The organism is Flavobacterium sp. 103 (assembly GCF_003096795.1).
Lineage (GTDB): Bacteria > Bacteroidota > Bacteroidia > Flavobacteriales > Flavobacteriaceae > Flavobacterium.
In genome coordinates, this window is record NZ_QENX01000001.1 from 2,023,502 (window position 1) to 2,039,975 (window position 16,474).

Annotated in this window: 16 protein-coding genes; 8 read left to right on the top strand and 8 right to left on the bottom strand. The window is 32.8% G+C overall.

The window, feature by feature from the left end; all coding sequences use genetic code 11:
* Position 1: 1 nt before the first annotated feature.
* Positions 2–1,066 carry a hypothetical protein gene (locus C8C85_RS08135; RefSeq protein WP_116796624.1) on the top strand — a complete coding sequence of 355 codons (1,065 nt, stop codon included), beginning with the start codon at positions 2–4 and terminating at the stop codon, positions 1,064–1,066.
* The gene (locus C8C85_RS08140) at positions 1,038–2,342 is read left to right on the top strand and encodes an O-antigen ligase family protein (protein WP_116796625.1); all 1,305 of its coding nucleotides are present in this window, start codon (positions 1,038–1,040) and stop codon (positions 2,340–2,342) included. Before C8C85_RS08135 ends, C8C85_RS08140 begins: the two co-directional genes overlap by 29 nt.
* On the opposite strand, the gene C8C85_RS08145 is transcribed toward C8C85_RS08140, so the two are convergent.
* Positions 2,311–3,387 carry a glycosyltransferase gene (locus C8C85_RS08145; RefSeq protein ID WP_116796626.1) on the bottom strand — a complete coding sequence of 359 codons (1,077 nt, stop codon included), beginning with the start codon at positions 3,385–3,387 and terminating at the stop codon, positions 2,311–2,313. The two genes, C8C85_RS08140 and C8C85_RS08145, sit on opposite strands and share 32 nt — an antisense overlap.
* Before the next feature lie 205 nt (positions 3,388–3,592).
* Between C8C85_RS08145 and C8C85_RS08150 the strand changes: the two genes are divergently transcribed.
* Positions 3,593–4,576, top strand: coding sequence for a UDP-glucuronic acid decarboxylase family protein (locus C8C85_RS08150; RefSeq protein WP_116796627.1), 984 nt, complete (start codon positions 3,593–3,595; stop codon positions 4,574–4,576).
* Positions 4,576–5,928: an exopolysaccharide biosynthesis polyprenyl glycosylphosphotransferase gene (locus tag C8C85_RS08155; RefSeq protein WP_116796628.1), complete on the top strand. Its 1,353-nt coding sequence runs from the start codon at positions 4,576–4,578 to the stop codon at positions 5,926–5,928. The genes C8C85_RS08150 and C8C85_RS08155 overlap by 1 nt, the downstream gene beginning before the upstream one ends.
* Here the strand turns inward: C8C85_RS08155 and C8C85_RS08160 are convergent.
* The 3 genes from C8C85_RS08160 to C8C85_RS08170 are packed head-to-tail and all read right to left on the bottom strand — an operon-like array spanning position 5,925 to position 9,516.
* Positions 5,925–7,109, bottom strand: a complete 1,185-nt coding sequence (locus C8C85_RS08160; protein ID WP_116796629.1) for a glycosyltransferase family 4 protein — start codon at positions 7,107–7,109, stop codon at positions 5,925–5,927. The genes C8C85_RS08155 and C8C85_RS08160 overlap by 4 nt on opposite strands.
* Positions 7,109–8,194: a non-hydrolyzing UDP-N-acetylglucosamine 2-epimerase gene (wecB, locus tag C8C85_RS08165; protein ID WP_116796630.1), complete on the bottom strand. Its 1,086-nt coding sequence runs from the start codon at positions 8,192–8,194 to the stop codon at positions 7,109–7,111. The genes C8C85_RS08160 and wecB overlap by 1 nt, the downstream gene beginning before the upstream one ends.
* Positions 8,194–9,516 carry a phenylacetate--CoA ligase family protein gene (locus C8C85_RS08170; protein ID WP_116796631.1) on the bottom strand — a complete coding sequence of 441 codons (1,323 nt, stop codon included), beginning with the start codon at positions 9,514–9,516 and terminating at the stop codon, positions 8,194–8,196. Before C8C85_RS08170 ends, wecB begins: the two co-directional genes overlap by 1 nt.
* 150 nt (positions 9,517–9,666) lie before the next feature.
* On the opposite strand from C8C85_RS08170, the gene purD reads away from it, so the two are divergent.
* On the top strand, positions 9,667–10,941 hold the full coding sequence (gene purD, locus C8C85_RS08175) for a phosphoribosylamine--glycine ligase (protein ID WP_116798434.1): 1,275 nt from the start codon (positions 9,667–9,669) through the stop codon (positions 10,939–10,941).
* Between the two features lie 69 nt (positions 10,942–11,010).
* Here purD and C8C85_RS08180 read toward each other — a convergent pair whose 3' ends face one another.
* Positions 11,011–11,244, bottom strand: a complete 234-nt coding sequence (locus tag C8C85_RS08180) for a DUF6341 family protein (protein WP_116796632.1) — start codon at positions 11,242–11,244, stop codon at positions 11,011–11,013.
* Positions 11,245–11,388: 144 nt separating this feature from the next.
* Between C8C85_RS08180 and C8C85_RS08185 the strand changes: the two genes are divergently transcribed.
* Positions 11,389–12,318, top strand: a complete 930-nt coding sequence (locus C8C85_RS08185) for a DUF6427 family protein (protein ID WP_116796633.1) — start codon at positions 11,389–11,391, stop codon at positions 12,316–12,318.
* On the opposite strand, the gene upp is transcribed toward C8C85_RS08185, so the two are convergent.
* Positions 12,313–12,966 carry a uracil phosphoribosyltransferase gene (gene upp, locus C8C85_RS08190; RefSeq protein WP_116796634.1) on the bottom strand — a complete coding sequence of 218 codons (654 nt, stop codon included), beginning with the start codon at positions 12,964–12,966 and terminating at the stop codon, positions 12,313–12,315. The two genes, C8C85_RS08185 and upp, sit on opposite strands and share 6 nt — an antisense overlap.
* A gap of 89 nt (positions 12,967–13,055) precedes the next feature.
* Here upp and C8C85_RS08195 point away from each other — a divergent pair, with 89 nt between their 5' ends.
* Together C8C85_RS08195 and C8C85_RS08200 are read left to right on the top strand one after the other, a co-directional pair.
* Complete coding sequence (locus C8C85_RS08195) at positions 13,056–13,661, top strand: DUF4254 domain-containing protein (RefSeq protein ID WP_116796635.1); 606 nt, start codon at positions 13,056–13,058, stop codon at positions 13,659–13,661.
* Between the two features lie 46 nt (positions 13,662–13,707).
* Positions 13,708–14,718 carry a glycosyltransferase family 9 protein gene (locus C8C85_RS08200; RefSeq protein WP_116798435.1) on the top strand — a complete coding sequence of 337 codons (1,011 nt, stop codon included), beginning with the start codon at positions 13,708–13,710 and terminating at the stop codon, positions 14,716–14,718.
* 94 nt (positions 14,719–14,812) lie between these two features.
* On the opposite strand, the gene C8C85_RS08205 is transcribed toward C8C85_RS08200, so the two are convergent.
* Together C8C85_RS08205 and C8C85_RS08210 are read right to left on the bottom strand one after the other, a co-directional pair.
* On the bottom strand, positions 14,813–15,124 hold the full coding sequence (locus tag C8C85_RS08205) for a hypothetical protein (protein WP_243412090.1): 312 nt from the start codon (positions 15,122–15,124) through the stop codon (positions 14,813–14,815).
* A 295-nt stretch (positions 15,125–15,419) separates the two neighbouring features.
* Positions 15,420–16,472, bottom strand: coding sequence for a ferredoxin--NADP reductase (locus C8C85_RS08210; protein ID WP_116796637.1), 1,053 nt, complete (start codon positions 16,470–16,472; stop codon positions 15,420–15,422).
* Positions 16,473–16,474: the final 2 nt, after the last annotated feature.

The following is a 16,474-nucleotide window of genomic DNA, read 5'->3' on the forward strand; positions in this document are numbered from 1 at the left end:
TATGCAAGTTTTAATCAAAAGAAGTACGGCGACTTTTATTGTATTATTTGTACTCAATTTATTGGTTACGGTCCTTGCATTCTATGTTTTGCCAAAACGATTTTTTTATGATGCAGTTGTTATTGCGCTTGATAAAGGTAATGAAATCGGATTTTTTGGAAGTTACCCGCTTACTATTTTATTTTATAAAATTACAGGGTTGCGGTATTTGCCTTTTTCAATAGTTGGATTGATTCAATTTCCCATTTTGATGTATGTTCTATGTAAAATTGGGATTCCTACTGACTTCCAAAAATTAAACATAAAAAACATACTTGTTTATCTGGGAATCTTGATGATAGCCATTTTTATGTCAATGCCTTCGAAAGAATTTATCACCTATTTGTTTGTTTCCCTGATTGTTTTTTTATTCTTAAATGAGAAGATTGCGTTTCGAACAGCACTTTTTTCATCTTTATTTTTGTTGGCACTTTTTGGTATTTTGTATCGCCCTTATTTTTTTCTGATTCCAATTATTGCCGTTGTAATGTATGGAACAAGCGGTGTAAATTTTAAGAGTAAGACACTGACGACGGTTTTTTACGGAATAGTAATAGCCATATTTTTATCCTTAATTTATGGACTGGTAACAGGGCATTATTTTTCTGAAATCAGTAGAGAAGTTGTCAATAGTACTAGATTGAGCGGGGTAGATGCCAATTCCAGCATTATATCTCCGGTTAAACCAGACACTTGGTATGGGGAAACTATTGGCATTTTGTATGGTTTTTTCTCCGTAAATATCCCGGTCAACGGATTCAAGTATATTTTTTCTCCTCAGATATTGGTTTTTGTGATCTGGCAGCTTTTTTTGTTTTACATTCTGCTTGTGCGATTTTCCAGATGCATTGCAACGAGAGATACACACAAAAAGGAACTTTGGATTTTACTTATTTTGTTTGCATTTTTTATCGTTCAAGGTGTTTTCGAACCTGATTTAGGGTCGGCAGTTCGACACAAAATAGGTGTTTTTCCTCTAATTTATTATGCATTATATTATGACCATTTCAGAAAAAAACTTCACTAAAATATTAAATGGTTTTCTGGCAGTATTGGCCATTACAATGATTTTTAGGAAACCCTGTACCTTGTTGATTATATTGTTTGCAGTTTTTAATTTATTTTTTATAAAAAAGCTGAATTATTCTAAACAATCCTTGATTTTAGTATTGCTTATTACATGTCCATTACTATTGGAAATAGGAATGTTTTGGAACAATGATTCTTTTTCTAAAGGTTTAAAATCATTAGAAAAATACAGTTCACTTCTTGTTTTTTCCTTATTTATTTTGGGTAACTATCAAAGGATTCAATTTCTAAAAATTCTTCGATTTTATAGTATGGTAACCACGGGAATTATATTTTTTTTCTTCATCCGATTCATTATTTATTATCCGGAATTGATTTATAAATATGTAAGAGGTAACGATTTATGGGAGATGGGATATGAGTTTTCGAACAGCATTGGGATTCATGCACCAGCACTAAATATGCATTTGGCTTTTGTGTCGATTAGCTGTCTTTTTTTTGTTTTTAATTCCTTTCGGTTACGCGAAAAGGGATTACTTAAAATGGGGAGTATTTTAGTTTTTGTACTTTCTTTTTTCTTTGTGCTATTTGTTAATACAAGAATGGCTTTGCTAAATGTATTAGTTGGGTTTGCGTTGGTTTTTTTCGGAGAGGTGATTCGTAAATTTAATTTTAAAAAAGTAATTGGAATTTTAGTAGTTTTAATCTTTGTATTGGGCGGTATACTTTACATTTTTGTTCAAAATAACCCCTATATGAAGGAGAAATATTCGTCGGTAACCTTTGCTTATATGGATAAAGTAGGGAAACTGGACGAAATTGATCATCCAGAATATAGAGTGTTTAATTCTCTTGTAACTCGCGTTTCCATATGGAAATCAGCCTGGGAACTTGCAAAAAAAAATCTTCTTTTTGGTGTTGGTGCTTCGGATGGAAAACCAGAATTAATTAAATATTTCAAACAAACCAATCAGCATTTTTTGGCAAAATATGAATTTCCAACGCACAATCAATTTCTTGATTTTTTAATAAAATTTGGAATATTGGGTCCTTTGATTGTGTTGCTCTATATTTTTACAATTGGCTATTTGGGGTTTAGTTTAAAAAACGCAGTAGTACTTTCTTTCTTCTTCCTTTTCTTCACCTCCAATCTCACCGATGATTTTTTGTTGCGTTTTGACGGTATCGCTTTTAGCGGATTGTGGATGGCTGTTTTTGGCAGCCATTGGTTACAGCAAAAAGTTATTGCTGATAAAGAGCAGCAAGAGCTTTAAAATTTTTGTTTTTATCAAATAAATCATTACATCTTTTTAAGGCATTATCGCCAAATTGATTCCTAATTTTGTCGTCTTTTAACAGTTCCAAATAGTCATCAAGTTCCTCAATTTCATTAAAAAGAAAGCCTGTTTCATTGTGAACAACGATGTCTTTGTTGCCTATAATATTGGTTGCCAAAATCGGTTTTTTCATAGCCATTGCTTCCAAAACGGCGATAGGCATTCCTTCCCAAAGAGAGGTTTGAATATAAATATCTATGACACTGAGTTCTTTCAACGCTTCATTTCTATCCATGAACCAACCTGTAATTTTTATATTGGGTGCTGTTAATGTTGAATTTAATTCACCGTCTCCTATCCAAACAAAATTAAAATCAGGAAAACGCAACGCAATCGTGTTGAATAGTTCTGGGTTTCTGGCAGTAGTAATTCTGGCGACAATCCCAATTGTTAAGGTTTGATTTTTGGGTTTTACGGATTGGCGACTAACTTCATCAATATTGATACCATTGCGAATCAACATTGATTTTCCAATTTTTTTGGCGATTTCATATTCCGTGTCTCCACAGGCAATTGTTATACCGCCAAATAATTGCTGAAAACTTTTTTCAATGAACCAATATGTTTTTTTTGTCAAATTTGAAATGTCTGTTCTAAGGAAAGAGTAACCATGTGGGGTGTAAAATAGTTGCATTCTTTTGAACAGTAAAAAACAAGCAATCCTTCCTAGAACACCAGCTTTTGAAGAGTGAAGATGAATGACATCCGGATTTAATTTCTGAAGTTCTTTTCGTAAATGAAGAATGGATTTAAAATCTTGAATTGGTGAAAAATCGCGAACCATATTTATTTTTATCAACGACACCCCTTTTGAAAATTCATATTCAATTTTTTCAGGATCGATTTCTTTACGATTTCCACTATAGATAATGGTAGTAGATAGGTCTTTTACTACTTCATCATCTCCAAAATAAAAGGACAAGTCTTTGAAATAAGTATAAACGCCTCCTCCTAATGCTTCAATTATATGGACAACTTTCAAAATTGCTAATTTTATTGGAACAAAAATAGTTTAAAGTTGACTAACTATAATTTTTTTGATCGAGAGTGTGGTTTTTGGCATTAATTAAACATGATTTGATGACAAAATGTTTAGTGCTTAATCATGTATCAGTAAATCAAAAGGTAAAATATTTTAGTACATTTGTGCGTATTACAAAAGTTAATTACAGTAGTATATATCAACTATGAAAAGAATACTTATCACCGGAGCGGCAGGATTTTTGGGATCTCATTTATGTGATCGTTTTATCAAAGAAGGTTATCATGTAATAGGAATGGATAATCTCATCACGGGTGATTTAAAAAATATAGAGCATTTGTTCAAATTAGAGCATTTTGAATTTTACCACCATGACATCACCAAGTTTGTACATGTTCCGGGAAAGATAGATTATATCTTGCATTTTGCTTCGCCTGCAAGTCCTATAGACTATCTTAAAATTCCAATTCAAACTTTGAAAGTGGGTTCGTTGGGAACACATAATTTATTAGGCCTGGCAAGAGTAAAAAAAGCAAGGATTCTTATAGCTTCTACATCCGAGGTTTATGGAGATCCTCTAGTTCACCCTCAGACTGAAGAATATTACGGAAACGTAAATACAATTGGGCCAAGAGGGGTGTATGACGAAGCCAAACGTTTTCAGGAATCGATCACGATGGCGTATCATACCTTTCATGGAGTAGAAACCAGAATTGTTCGAATTTTCAATACGTACGGACCAAGAATGCGACTCAATGATGGGCGAGTTATTCCTGCGTTTATTGGACAAGCCATTCGTGGAGAAGATTTAACTATTTTTGGAGACGGAATGCAAACCCGTTCATTTTGTTTTGTGGACGACCAAGTAGAGGGAATTTTTAGACTATTGCATTCAGATTATGTATATCCGGTAAACATTGGTAATCCAGATGAAATCACCATCAAAGATTTTGCAGAGGAGATTATAAAATTAACTGGGACGAATCAAAAAGTAGTTTATCATCCATTGCCAATAAACGATCCTTTGCAACGTCAACCCGATATCACCAAAGCGAAAGAATTACTTGGGTGGGAAGCCAAAGTAAATCGTGCCGAAGGAATGAAAATTACGTATGATTATTTCAAATCATTATCCAAAGAAGAATTATCGAAAGAGGAACATAAAGATTTTTCTAAGTATATCAATTAGTGAAAGCTAAAACAGGAAGATATTCAGGTTACATCAGACCCTTTTCGCGCATTTTGGACTTGATAATTATCAATTTCCTTGCTGCACATTTTTCCGGTATTCCAGTTTTTCAAGATTTTTACGCTCTTTTTATTAGTTGTGCGTGGTTTATTATTGCTGCCAATTTAGGTTTTTACGAGGTCTATAGATACACCAAAGTAATTGCTATTTTGAACTGCACTTTGAAGCAAGCTGTCGCTTTCACAACGTGTTGCCTAGCCCTTGCTTATTTTTACCCAGAAAGATATAGTTTGTCTACAATACTATTATTCACTATAGGATCGGTAGCGCTGGTTCTTGGTTTTAAATTATTTATTTATTTTTTTTTAAGAAAGTACCGAATTATATTTGGTGGTAATTTTAGAACAGTGGTTCTTGTAGGCAAGGAAAAAAGCACTAATCCTTTGCAGCAATTTTTTGAGGAAAATCCAGATTATGGATATAAATTGATAAAAGTTTTTGATTTAGAAAGCCATAAATCAGAATATCTTGAGGAATGTTTCCAATTTATTTTAGACAATAAAATCGACGAAATTTACTGTTCTATGACTGATTTGTTAAGTAAACAAATAGAAGATTTTATATTTTTTGCAGATAATAATTTGAAAACACTTAAGTTTATTCCAAATCAAAAGCAATTACTTTCTTTAAATTCAGTTTTCGAATATTATGATTACATTCCAGTAATTTCGCAAAGAACAATTTCGCTTGACGAATCCTTACATAAAATCATCAAACGCATTTTTGATGTTGTTTTTTCAACGATAATCATATTGGGTATATTATCATGGTTGACACCCATTTTGGCCATTATTATTAAAATAGATTCCAAAGGGCCATTATTTTTTGTTCAAAAAAGAAATGGTTTGAATAGCAGGGAATTTAATTGTTTTAAGTTTCGATCTATGGAAATAAATGAGTTGGCAGATATTGAACAAGTCTCTAAAAATGATGCAAGAATCACAAAAGTTGGTAAGTTTATCCGAAAAACAAGTATGGATGAATTGCCACAATTTTTCAATGTTTTATTGGGAGATATGTCTGTAGTTGGGCCAAGGCCGCACATGGTAAGCCATACCAATATGTATGCAGAGCGTATTGATAAATTTATGGTGCGTCATTTTATAAAACCAGGCATAACGGGCTTGGCACAAACCAAAGGGTTTCGTGGAGAAGTTGAAACAGACAACGATATTATAAACAGGGTGAGGTATGATATTTTTTATATAGAAAAATGGTCCCTTTTGTTGGATTTTAAAATCATTTTCAACACCATTTATAATACTTTAAAAGGTGATAAAAAAGCATATTAAAACACCTCCTTATTGATTAAATTTTTAATTTGAAAATCGAGATTAAAATGATTTTCGGCATAATCAAAAACTTGTTTTTTTAACATTTGAATGGGTTCTTTCCCTGTTTTTGAGATTTCGATTAAAGCAGTATTTAAACTTTCAAAATTTCCAACTTGGGCAACCCAACCTAAATTATTTTCTTTCACGATCGCTTCTCCTTCACCACCACCAAAATAAAGCACAGGAAAGCCCAATGCCCCATATTCGAATATCTTTGAAGGAACAGAGCCATAAATTCTTGTTTTCAACGGAACAATAGCAATATCAAAAGTTTGTAGTTTCTCATGTAGAATATTGCGCTCCAACATTCCATGGAAGAAGATTTTTTTCTCAGGATTTTGTTTGATTAGATCCTCGATTTGCGTTTTTTCTGCACCATCGCCAAAAATGTGCAATTCGATGTTGACATCTTGCAATTCAATTTTTTGGCATAATTCGAAAACACCTTGTGCTAAGCCCAACAGTCCAGCATAAAATATTTTTATGGGCTCATTTTTATTGGTTGTAAAATGCATTTCCGTAGTTTGATGTTCGGGAAAATTGCGGTACAAATGACATTTTTTTTCTGGAAAAAAAGAATGAATGTGAGTGATAATTTCGTTAGATTGACCGAATATTAGAGTTGCTTTTGAATATATAAATCGTTCAAAAAATAAAGAGACTTTATGTGAAAAACTTCCTTTTTTCAGTGCTTTCAATTCAATGGCAGCCAAAGGCCACAAATCTGAAACATTCAATATGATTTTTTTTCGCATTAGCGAAAGTATCAAAACTGAGACAAACGACAATAATAAAGGGGGCGATTGAACGACAACTTTATGTGGTGTTTTTTTGAACAATAAATAGAAAAAAAGCATAGTAGAAAACGACAAAACGGAAAGCGTTCTTTTGAAGATGTTTTTACTAACACTCGGATAGATCCAAAGCCGTTTTACGGTAATATTCTGAAGATTTTCCGTTACCGAAAATTTTCCTTTGTATTCAGGAAATAATTCCCCTTTTGGGTAATTTCCCAGCGGACAAAGAACGGAAACTTTGTAATTGTTTTGATTTAACTTAAGCGCCAATTGCTCAATTCTATTGGCGGCAGCCCCTTTTTCGGGTGGATAATAATTCGATATGATGAGGATTTCTTCCATTATTTTTGAAGCAGGATGTCAATTATTCTTTCAGAGGCTTTTCCGTCCCAAAGTTCTGGAATTCCAGCTTTTTTTCTTCCATTTTCAAGAAATTCTCCAAATAGGTCTTTCAAATTTTCGATTGAAGTCCCTACTAAAGTATTGGTTCCAATGCTTTGTGTTTCGGGTCTTTCGGTGTTGTTTCGCATCGTAAAACACGGAATTCCCATAACGGTAGTTTCTTCCGAAATTCCACCAGAATCAGTAATAACGGCAAAACTATTTTTGATGAGATACATAAAATTTAGATAACCTTGCGGCTCGACAAAAAGAATGTTTTTCAATTTCAAATTTGTTTCTCCCAAAATAGCTTTTGTTCTTGGGTGAATGGGAAAAATTACTTTTTTGTCATCAGCCATTTTATCAATGCCTTGGAGTAATTGAATTAAAGATTGTTCTTCATCCACGTTTGATGGACGATGTAGGGTAAGAATGACATAGTTTCCATTTTCCAATTGGAATTTATCCCAAAAAAGTGGTGCGGAAATTTTGTTTAAATTTTGATATAAAGTATCAATCATCACATTGCCCACAAAATGAATATTGGCTTCATCAACACCATATTTTAACAGGTTTTCGGATGCTGAGGTTGAGGTGGTAAAGAAATAGTCGGTGATGCTGTCGGTTACGATTCGATTGATTTCTTCAGGCATTGTCATATCGCCAGAACGAATTCCGGCTTCGACGTGAGCGACTTTTATGTTTTGTTTTTTGGCTACAATAGCGCAAGCCATTGTCGAATTTACATCGCCAACCACCAAAACCAAATCACAAGGATTTTGCAATAATTCTTTTTCAAAAGCTACCATTATGGCACCGGTTTGTTCTGCTTGCGAACCACTTTTTACCTCTAAATTACTGTTGGGTTTAGGAATATTTAATTCTTCAAAAAAAGTATCGCTTAGGTTTTTATCATAATGTTGACCGGTATGTACCAATCGATAAGAAACGTTTGCCCCTACATTCTGCTTTTTTTCAATTGCTTTGATAATGGGTGCAATTTTGATAAAATTGGGTCTCGCGCCTGCGACTATGGTGATTTTCATTATGCTATTTCTTTAATTAACGAAACAAACTGTTTTAATTTTCCACTTTTGCTTCGCGCCAGTTTTTCTTTTCTAATGAATGTAAAAACGAGCCCTTTTTCCAAATATAAAGCAATTGCGGCTTCAATTTTTTGAATTTGTTCCAAATTCAATTCGGTTCTGCTAACATATTCAATGTCAAAAGTATCGATTTTAGTTTGTTTGATAACAAATTCTTTTACATTGCCGTCGTCTTCTATTATACTTTTGGTTACGTAATAAAAAGTCAATCCAGGCGATTTTTTACCGCTTGGCAGAATAGCAACATCATTGGTTCTGCCAATTAATTTTTTGAGAATGGGTTTTTTCAAAGTGCTTTTTTCGTCCAATATCCCAATGTCGCCAATATCGTATCGGATAAATGGATGTGCTTTGTTGTACAAAGAAGTTATGACGACACGACCTTCTTTTCCGTAAGGCAAAACAGTGTTGTTTTCGTCCAAAATTTCCACAAATAGTGTTTCCGAATTGACTTGCCATTCTCCTTTAGGATTTTGAAAAGCAATCAAATCCAGTTCCGAAGCTCCATATTCATTGACAATTGGAATGCCAAATTGTTTTTCTAACAGGATTTTGTCTTCGTCAAAAAGCATTTCAGAAGTTACTACACAAACTGTCAAAGTCGGACAAATAGCTTTTAAAACAATGTTTTTTTGTTGTAAAAATTTGGCAAATAAAACAATTGAACTCGTATAACCATTGATGTAGTCGATTTTTTTGGTTTTAAAATCATTTAAAAATCGCTCTAAAATTTTATCGGATAAATTGAATATTGGAAATCGATACCGGTGACTTAAAAAATCTTTGAATCTTTCTTTTCGGTTCCCAATAAAATCTAATGGAATTCCGTAAAAACGAGCTTGATAAGATGTATTAAAATCAATCCCGTGCCAACCAAAACGATTGATGATGTTTGCCCAGGTTAAGGCGTGCGAAAATTTGTCTTTGGCAAAAATAAACGGATTACCGCTTGAACCAGATGTTTTATTGATATAGACATTATTTAAAGAAAATCCATTTGAAAGTCTTTCGATTAAGGGTTTTTGAAAGTTTTTCTTGGTCATTATAGGCAAATCATTCCAATTATTGAAAGAGGATTTATCAACAAGTTTTTGATAGGAGGAATTATTTTTTAAATGAAAATTGACAATTTCCAATTTTTTTTGTTCAATGAATTGACCGTATTCTTCCTCTGGAATGGCAATTATTTTTTGCAATTCAGACTTGGCTTCCTTCATTGGAAAACCGTTTATTTGAAGTGTTAAGTCGAATATTTTGAACATCGGAAGAGAAATTTTGTCAAAAATAATGTTTAGCCACAACTATTGATGATTTAGTTACAACTTTTTGACATATAATTATTTTTTACGTTCAAAAGCAATTATTTTTGCACCATCTGTCAAAAGACAGCAATGCAACTAAATAACTACATCATGAATATTTTACTATTAGGATCAGGAGGAAGAGAACATGCTTTTGCTTGGAAAATGATTCAAAGTCCACTTTGTGACACCCTTTTTGTAGCCCCAGGAAACGCTGGAACTGCTCAAATTGCAAAAAACATTGATATCAGTGCTACTGATTTTGACGCCATAAAAGCATTGGTAATCAAGGAAAATATAGAAATGGTAGTTGTTGGGCCCGAAGATCCTTTAGTAAAAGGGATTTATGATTTTTTCCTAAATGATCCAGAGTTAAAGAATATTCCGGTAATTGGGCCTTCAAAAATTGGGGCAACATTAGAAGGAAGCAAAGAGTTTGCCAAAGAATTTTTGATGAAACACAAAATTCCAACAGCAGCTTATGATAGTTTTACTGCCGCAACTGTTGAAAAAGGATGTAAGTTTCTAGAAACATTGCAACCTCCGTATGTATTGAAAGCAGATGGTTTGGCTGCAGGAAAAGGAGTTTTAATCATTCAGGATTTGGCGGAAGCAAAATCTGAATTAAGAAATATGTTGGTAAACCAAAAGTTTGGTGCAGCAAGTTCGAAAGTAGTGATCGAAGAATTTCTTGATGGAATAGAATTGAGCTGTTTTGTGTTGACAGACGGAAAAAGCTATAAAATTTTGCCAACAGCCAAAGATTACAAACGCATAGGCGAAGGTGATACAGGTTTGAACACAGGCGGGATGGGAGCTGTTTCTCCAGTTCCTTATGTTGATGCTGTTTTGATGGAAAAAATAGAAACACGCATAGTAAAACCTACCATCGAAGGTTTTCAAAAAGACGGAATTCCATATAAAGGGTTTGTATTTATTGGATTGATCAATGTCAACAATGAACCAATTGTTATCGAATACAATGTAAGAATGGGAGATCCTGAAACCGAGGTTGTCGTTCCTAGATTAAAATCGGATTTAGTTGAATTGTTTTTGGCTGTAGCTAATGAAAAACTGGATGAATTCAACCTGGAAGTTGACGAAAGAAGTGCGACTACAGTTATGATTGTTTCTGGTGGATATCCTGAAGATTTTGAAAAAGGAAAAATAATTACTGGATTAGAAACAGTTACTGATTCTATTGTTTTTCATGCAGGAACCAAATTGGATAACGGAAATGTGGTAAGTAATGGTGGAAGGGTAATGGCTATTACTTCTTATGGAGATAATTTTCAAGAAGCTTTAGATAAATCGTATAAAAATGTAAATCAATTGCATTTTGACAAAATGAATTTCAGAAAAGACATTGGATTTGATTTAATCTAAAAACAAAAAAACACGAATTGAACTTATAATTATGTTCAATTCGTGTTTTTGTTTTATTTGATAATGAATTTATTTATCCAAGAAAGAATGAGCTGTTGTGTCTTGAAACTCTTCTCCATTTTCTTTATGTAATTTCAATTGTTTAATCCAATAAACTATAGCAACTGAACAAATAATCATAAAGATCCAGTTGATAGTATTGGCACCAAACCATGTTTTTAGCTCTAATGAACGTAAAAAGTCTAAAGGAGCGAATAAAATGTTTACAAATAAGTATTGTATTCCTTCAAAAAATGATGTCATAATGTATCTCTTTTATTTTATTATTTTATGTTTTGGAATTTAGAACGGCAAAAAACAAATTTTCTATTGAATCTTTTTTAATCTTGTCCCATTCCTTTTTAAACAAGTATTATATTTACAGTCACAAAAGTATAAAATATCCTTATGATAACAAGTGTTTTTAAAAAATCTACACCATTAAATTTTTCTTTGGTGATTATTTTAATGCTGGTTTTCTTTTTTCTATATCAAATTCAAGATGTGACTTGGACAAATTCTGTTATTTCTATTCTTCAAAAAACAGGATTAGTGTTGATTTTATTGGGAACTATTTTCCTGAGCAGTTTTATTTCAAAACGCAATGGGCTGAGCAGAGACAGTACTTATACTGCTTTTTTTTATTTTTTATTTTTGCTTTTTTTCCCAGATTTATTAGATAACACAAATCTGATTCTTGCCAATTTTTTTATTTTATTGGCTATTAGGCGACTTGTTTCTTTACAAACTTTAAAAGAAACAAAAGAGAAACTTTTTGATGCGTCATTGTGGATTTTTATAGCGGCTTTATTTCAATTTTGGAGTATTTTGTATATTCTTTTGGTTTTTATATCCGTAATATTCCACGTTTCCAGAGATTATAGAAACTGGGTTATTCCTTTTATTGCCCTTTTTGCAGTATCAATTTTATTTGTTTTATGCTCCTTAATTTTTGAGATACACAGTATTGCATTTTTACTGGAAAAAAGCAAAATCAGTTTAAGTCTTGACTACTTTACCAATAATTATCAAAATGCAGCTTTTTCTATTTACGCCACAATAGCTTTGTTTTTTGTAATATCAATGTTTACTACGTTATCTAGCAGACCTTTAGTATTATTGTCTTCTTATAAAAAAGTAATTGCTTCGTTTTTTATTGGAATTTTAGTTTTTGTTTTATCAGCCAATAAAAGCAATGAATTATTGGTCTTTACTTTTGCGCCATTGGCAATAATGGCGACGTCCCATATCGAGATATCACAACCAAAATTAAAAGAAGAAATTGTTTTGTTTGTCCTTTTGGCTTGTAGTTTTTTTACTTTTTTCTCTCAATTATAGTTTATCTCCATAAGCCAAATCTCCGGCATCTCCAATACCAGGAACAATATAACTTTTGTCATTGAGTTTTTCGTCCAGAGAAGCGATCCAAAGATGGCAGGTGTCAGGTAAATTTTGTTTTAGATGCAAAATTCCTTCTGGAGCAGCAATAATCACGGCAATATGAAGCTCTTTTGGAGTACCTCTTTCCATCAGTTTATTATAAACAGCCACAATAGATTGACCAGTTGCCAGCATAGGGTCTACCAACAAAACATTTTTCCCGTTAATATCAGCAATAGCTTGGTATTCTACCAGAATATCGAAGAAATCATCATGGTTTGGATGGTGCCTATAGGCCGAAATAAAACCATTTTCGGCACTGTCAAAATAGTTCAAAAAGCCTTGGTGCAAAGTTAATCCTGCCCTTAAAATGGAACATACAACTAGTTGATCTGCAATTTCAGTTGTTTTTTTAACGCCAAGAGGAGTTGTTATCTCAATATCTCTGTAATGAAAAGACTGACTCATTTCATAAGCCATAATCTCTCCAATGCGTTCAATATTTCTGCGAAATCGCATACTGTCTTTTTGAACTTCGATATTCCGAATTTGGCTCAAAAAGTGGTTAAGCACACTGTTTTTTTCTGATAAATAATGAATTTCCATGAAGTTGTTATTAGAAATTTAATTTGTGGAGTTTTTTTTATACTATCAAAAGTATAAAAAGTATCTTTGTATTTCTAAAATCATAAGATATGTTTTCAAAATTAGCTTATTCAGTATTTGAGCAAAGTATAAAAGATTATCACCAATTTGATAATGTTGACCAGCCTATAAATAATCCTTTTCCAAAAGATAAATTCGAACATTTGTTGTATCTAAAAAACTGGATAGACACTGTGCAATGGCACTTTGAAGATATTATTCGTGACCCGAACATTGATCCAGTTGCAGCTTTGACTCTAAAAAGAAGAATCGATGCTTCGAATCAGGAGCGCACCGATATGGTTGAATATATCGATAGTTATTTTCTTCAAAAATACAGCCATGTTGCTGTTAAGAATGATGCAAAAATCAACTCAGAAAGTCCAGCTTGGGCTTTTGACAGGTTGTCTATTTTGGCACTAAAAATTTATCATATGAATGAAGAAGCAACTCGTGCAGAAGCTTCACAAGACCATAGAGACAAATGTCAAGCCAAATTAAACATCCTTTTGGAACAAAGATCTGATTTGTCAATGGCAATTGATGATTTATTGAAAGACATCGAAAATGGCGATAAATTCATGAAAGTGTACAAACAAATGAAAATGTACAATGATGATGAATTGAATCCTGTTTTGTATCAAAATAAAAAGTAGTTTTTTGGCAACTAATTTGTCTCCAAAAATTAAACATATAGCCGTCATGAGACTTTCCGCAATGGGGGATGTCGCCATGACAGTTCCTGTTTTACGTGCTTTTGTGAATCAATTTCCAGAAGTAAAAATCACGGTAGTTTCCAGACCTTTTTTCAAACCTTTTTTTGAAGGAATTCCCAATCTCTCTTTTTTTGATTTTGATGAAAAAGAAAGACATAAAGGATTCTTGGGGCTTTGTAAATTGTATCAGGATTTAACAGCGTTGAATATTGATGCTTTTGCTGATTTGCACAATGTGCTTCGTTCAAAAGTAGTACGAACACTTTTTGCTGTAAGCGGAAAAAAAATAGCTTCGGTTGATAAAGGAAGAGACGAGAAAAAAGCCCTGACAAGTGCCGAAAATAAAATTTTCAAACCATTGACCACAATGTTTGAAAGACACGCTAAAGTGTTTGAACAACTTGGATTTTCCTTGGATTTAACCAATCCAATATTTCCTAAAAAAGCCATTTTGGATTCGCAGATTCTGAATTTAATTGGAAATTCGCAACAAAAACTTATCGGGATTGCTCCTTTTGCGCAATACGATTCCAAAGTATATCCTCAGGATTTAATGCAGGAAGTAATTGATGTTTTAGCATTAGATAAAAACAATACCATTTTGCTTTTTGGTGGAGGAAAAAAAGAAGTCGAAGTTTTGAATACGTTAAGTTCTGGCAAAGAAAATGTCATTAATATGGCTGGAAAAATCAAGTTTCCACAAGAATTGCAATTGATATCTAATCTTGACGTGATGCTTTCTATGGATTCTGGGAATGCCCATATTGCCGCTATGCTTGGGGTAAAAGTTATTACGCTTTGGGGCGCTACTCATCCTTATGCCGGATTTTCCCCATTCAATCAACCCTTGGAAAATGCCTTGGTTTCGGATAGAAATTTGTACCCAAAATTACCAACATCTGTTTACGGCAATAAAAAAGTGGAGGGTTATGGAGATGCCATGCGAACTATTCCTGTTGAGAAAGTAGTTTCCAGTATTCAAACAAAGCTTTTATAATAGAATTTTGTTCTGTCCAACAATGCACAAAAAAAAGACAATTTTCGTTGTCTTTTTTATTTCATTTTTTGGCTTGTCTTTGATTAAGTAAAAATTAAGCAACTAAGTTATATTCTCCATTCAAATCAAGAAGAAAATAACCCATTATTTTCTTTTTGCTTCTATCTACAACAATTACAACAAAATTATTATCTTTTTCGGTAGATAGTAGAATGTGTTCAAATTCCCCTGTAGAATTATGATAAATTTTATATATCAGTTCCTGTTCTTTAATTTTTTTCGATAGAATTTTGATCGATTTTAATTTATCTACATAAGGCCAAATATTAAAAATAATCACTTCTGCGGGTGTTATTTCTTCCATTTTCCCAGTCATTGTAGAATTGTATTTTTCTTTTGTAAGCAATTTTGGTACTTTTTTATTTCTCGATTTTTTAATTATTACGATGGCGCACAAAAAAGCTGTTATCGCAAATAGCGAAATAAAATGCAGGTGGATGTGGTGGTGGATTGTCATGGTATTTAGTTTTTTATTAAACTTACTGCAACAATGTAAATTAGAGATTTATCAGACAAACCTATCCAAAATTAGGGATATCAAGATTAGTCTAATTTATTTTACTAATATAACAAAAAAACAACCACTTATAAAATAAAAAACTTCTCTGAAAAGAGAAGTTTTTACTATCATTTATACTATTTTAAACATCATCATAATCAACTCGAATAGTTGGAGTGGTTGGATGCGCTTGACAAGTCAGGATTAAACCTTCTTCAATTTCGCTGTCGGTAAGGATAGAATTTTTCTTCATTAAGGCTGCTCCAGATGTTACACGAGCCAAACAGCTACTACAGATACCTCCTTGACATGAATAAGGTGCATCAATTCCTTGTTTTAGGGATGCCTCAAGTATGGTTTGTTTTTGTGACATTTCGAAAGTTGTCTCATCATCATCGACCATAACGGTAATTTTTGAATGTCCAACTAATGCCTCTTCAATGGTGTTTTCATGTGAAGAGGTTTTGAAAAGTTCGAATTTTATCGCCGAATCTCTCACGTTTTTTTCTTTCAAAATACCTGAAACGGTATTTATCATTTCTTCTGGACCACACAAGTAGAATTTTTCAAAATCCAATGCTGCATGTTTATTGTTCAAGGCAAAGTTTACAACGGATTTGTCAATTCTACCGAACAAAGTATTTTCGACATTTACTTGACTATACACATAATGTACAAAAAGACGACCTACATATTGCAGTTGTAAGTCGTGTAATTCTTGATGAAAAATGGTTTGTTCGGGAGATTTATTTCCATAAACCAAGACAAATGAACTTTTAGGTTCGCCTTTCAAAACCGATTTTATAATTGATAAAACGGGAGTAATTCCACTACCTGCCACAAAAGCAATATAATTTTTTTGACGATCAATTTCGGGTTCAAAAGTGAATTTTCCTTCAGGTTTTCCTACTTCTAGAACATCTCCGGCTTTTAATTTACTATTGGCAAATTGAGAAAAAGCACCATCTTTTACGGCTTTTACAGCAATTCGTAATTCTCCACTTGTAGGAGCAGAACAAATAGAATAGGCACGACGAATCTCAGTATTATCTAATGTCAGGCGTAAGTTTATATATTGACCAGCAATAAATGTATAGTTGGGTTTTAGTTCTTCTGGTACATTAAAAAGTATAGAAACAGCGTCTTTGGTTTCGCGTTTTACTTCTTTTACAATCAATTTTAGGAAGGATGGCATAG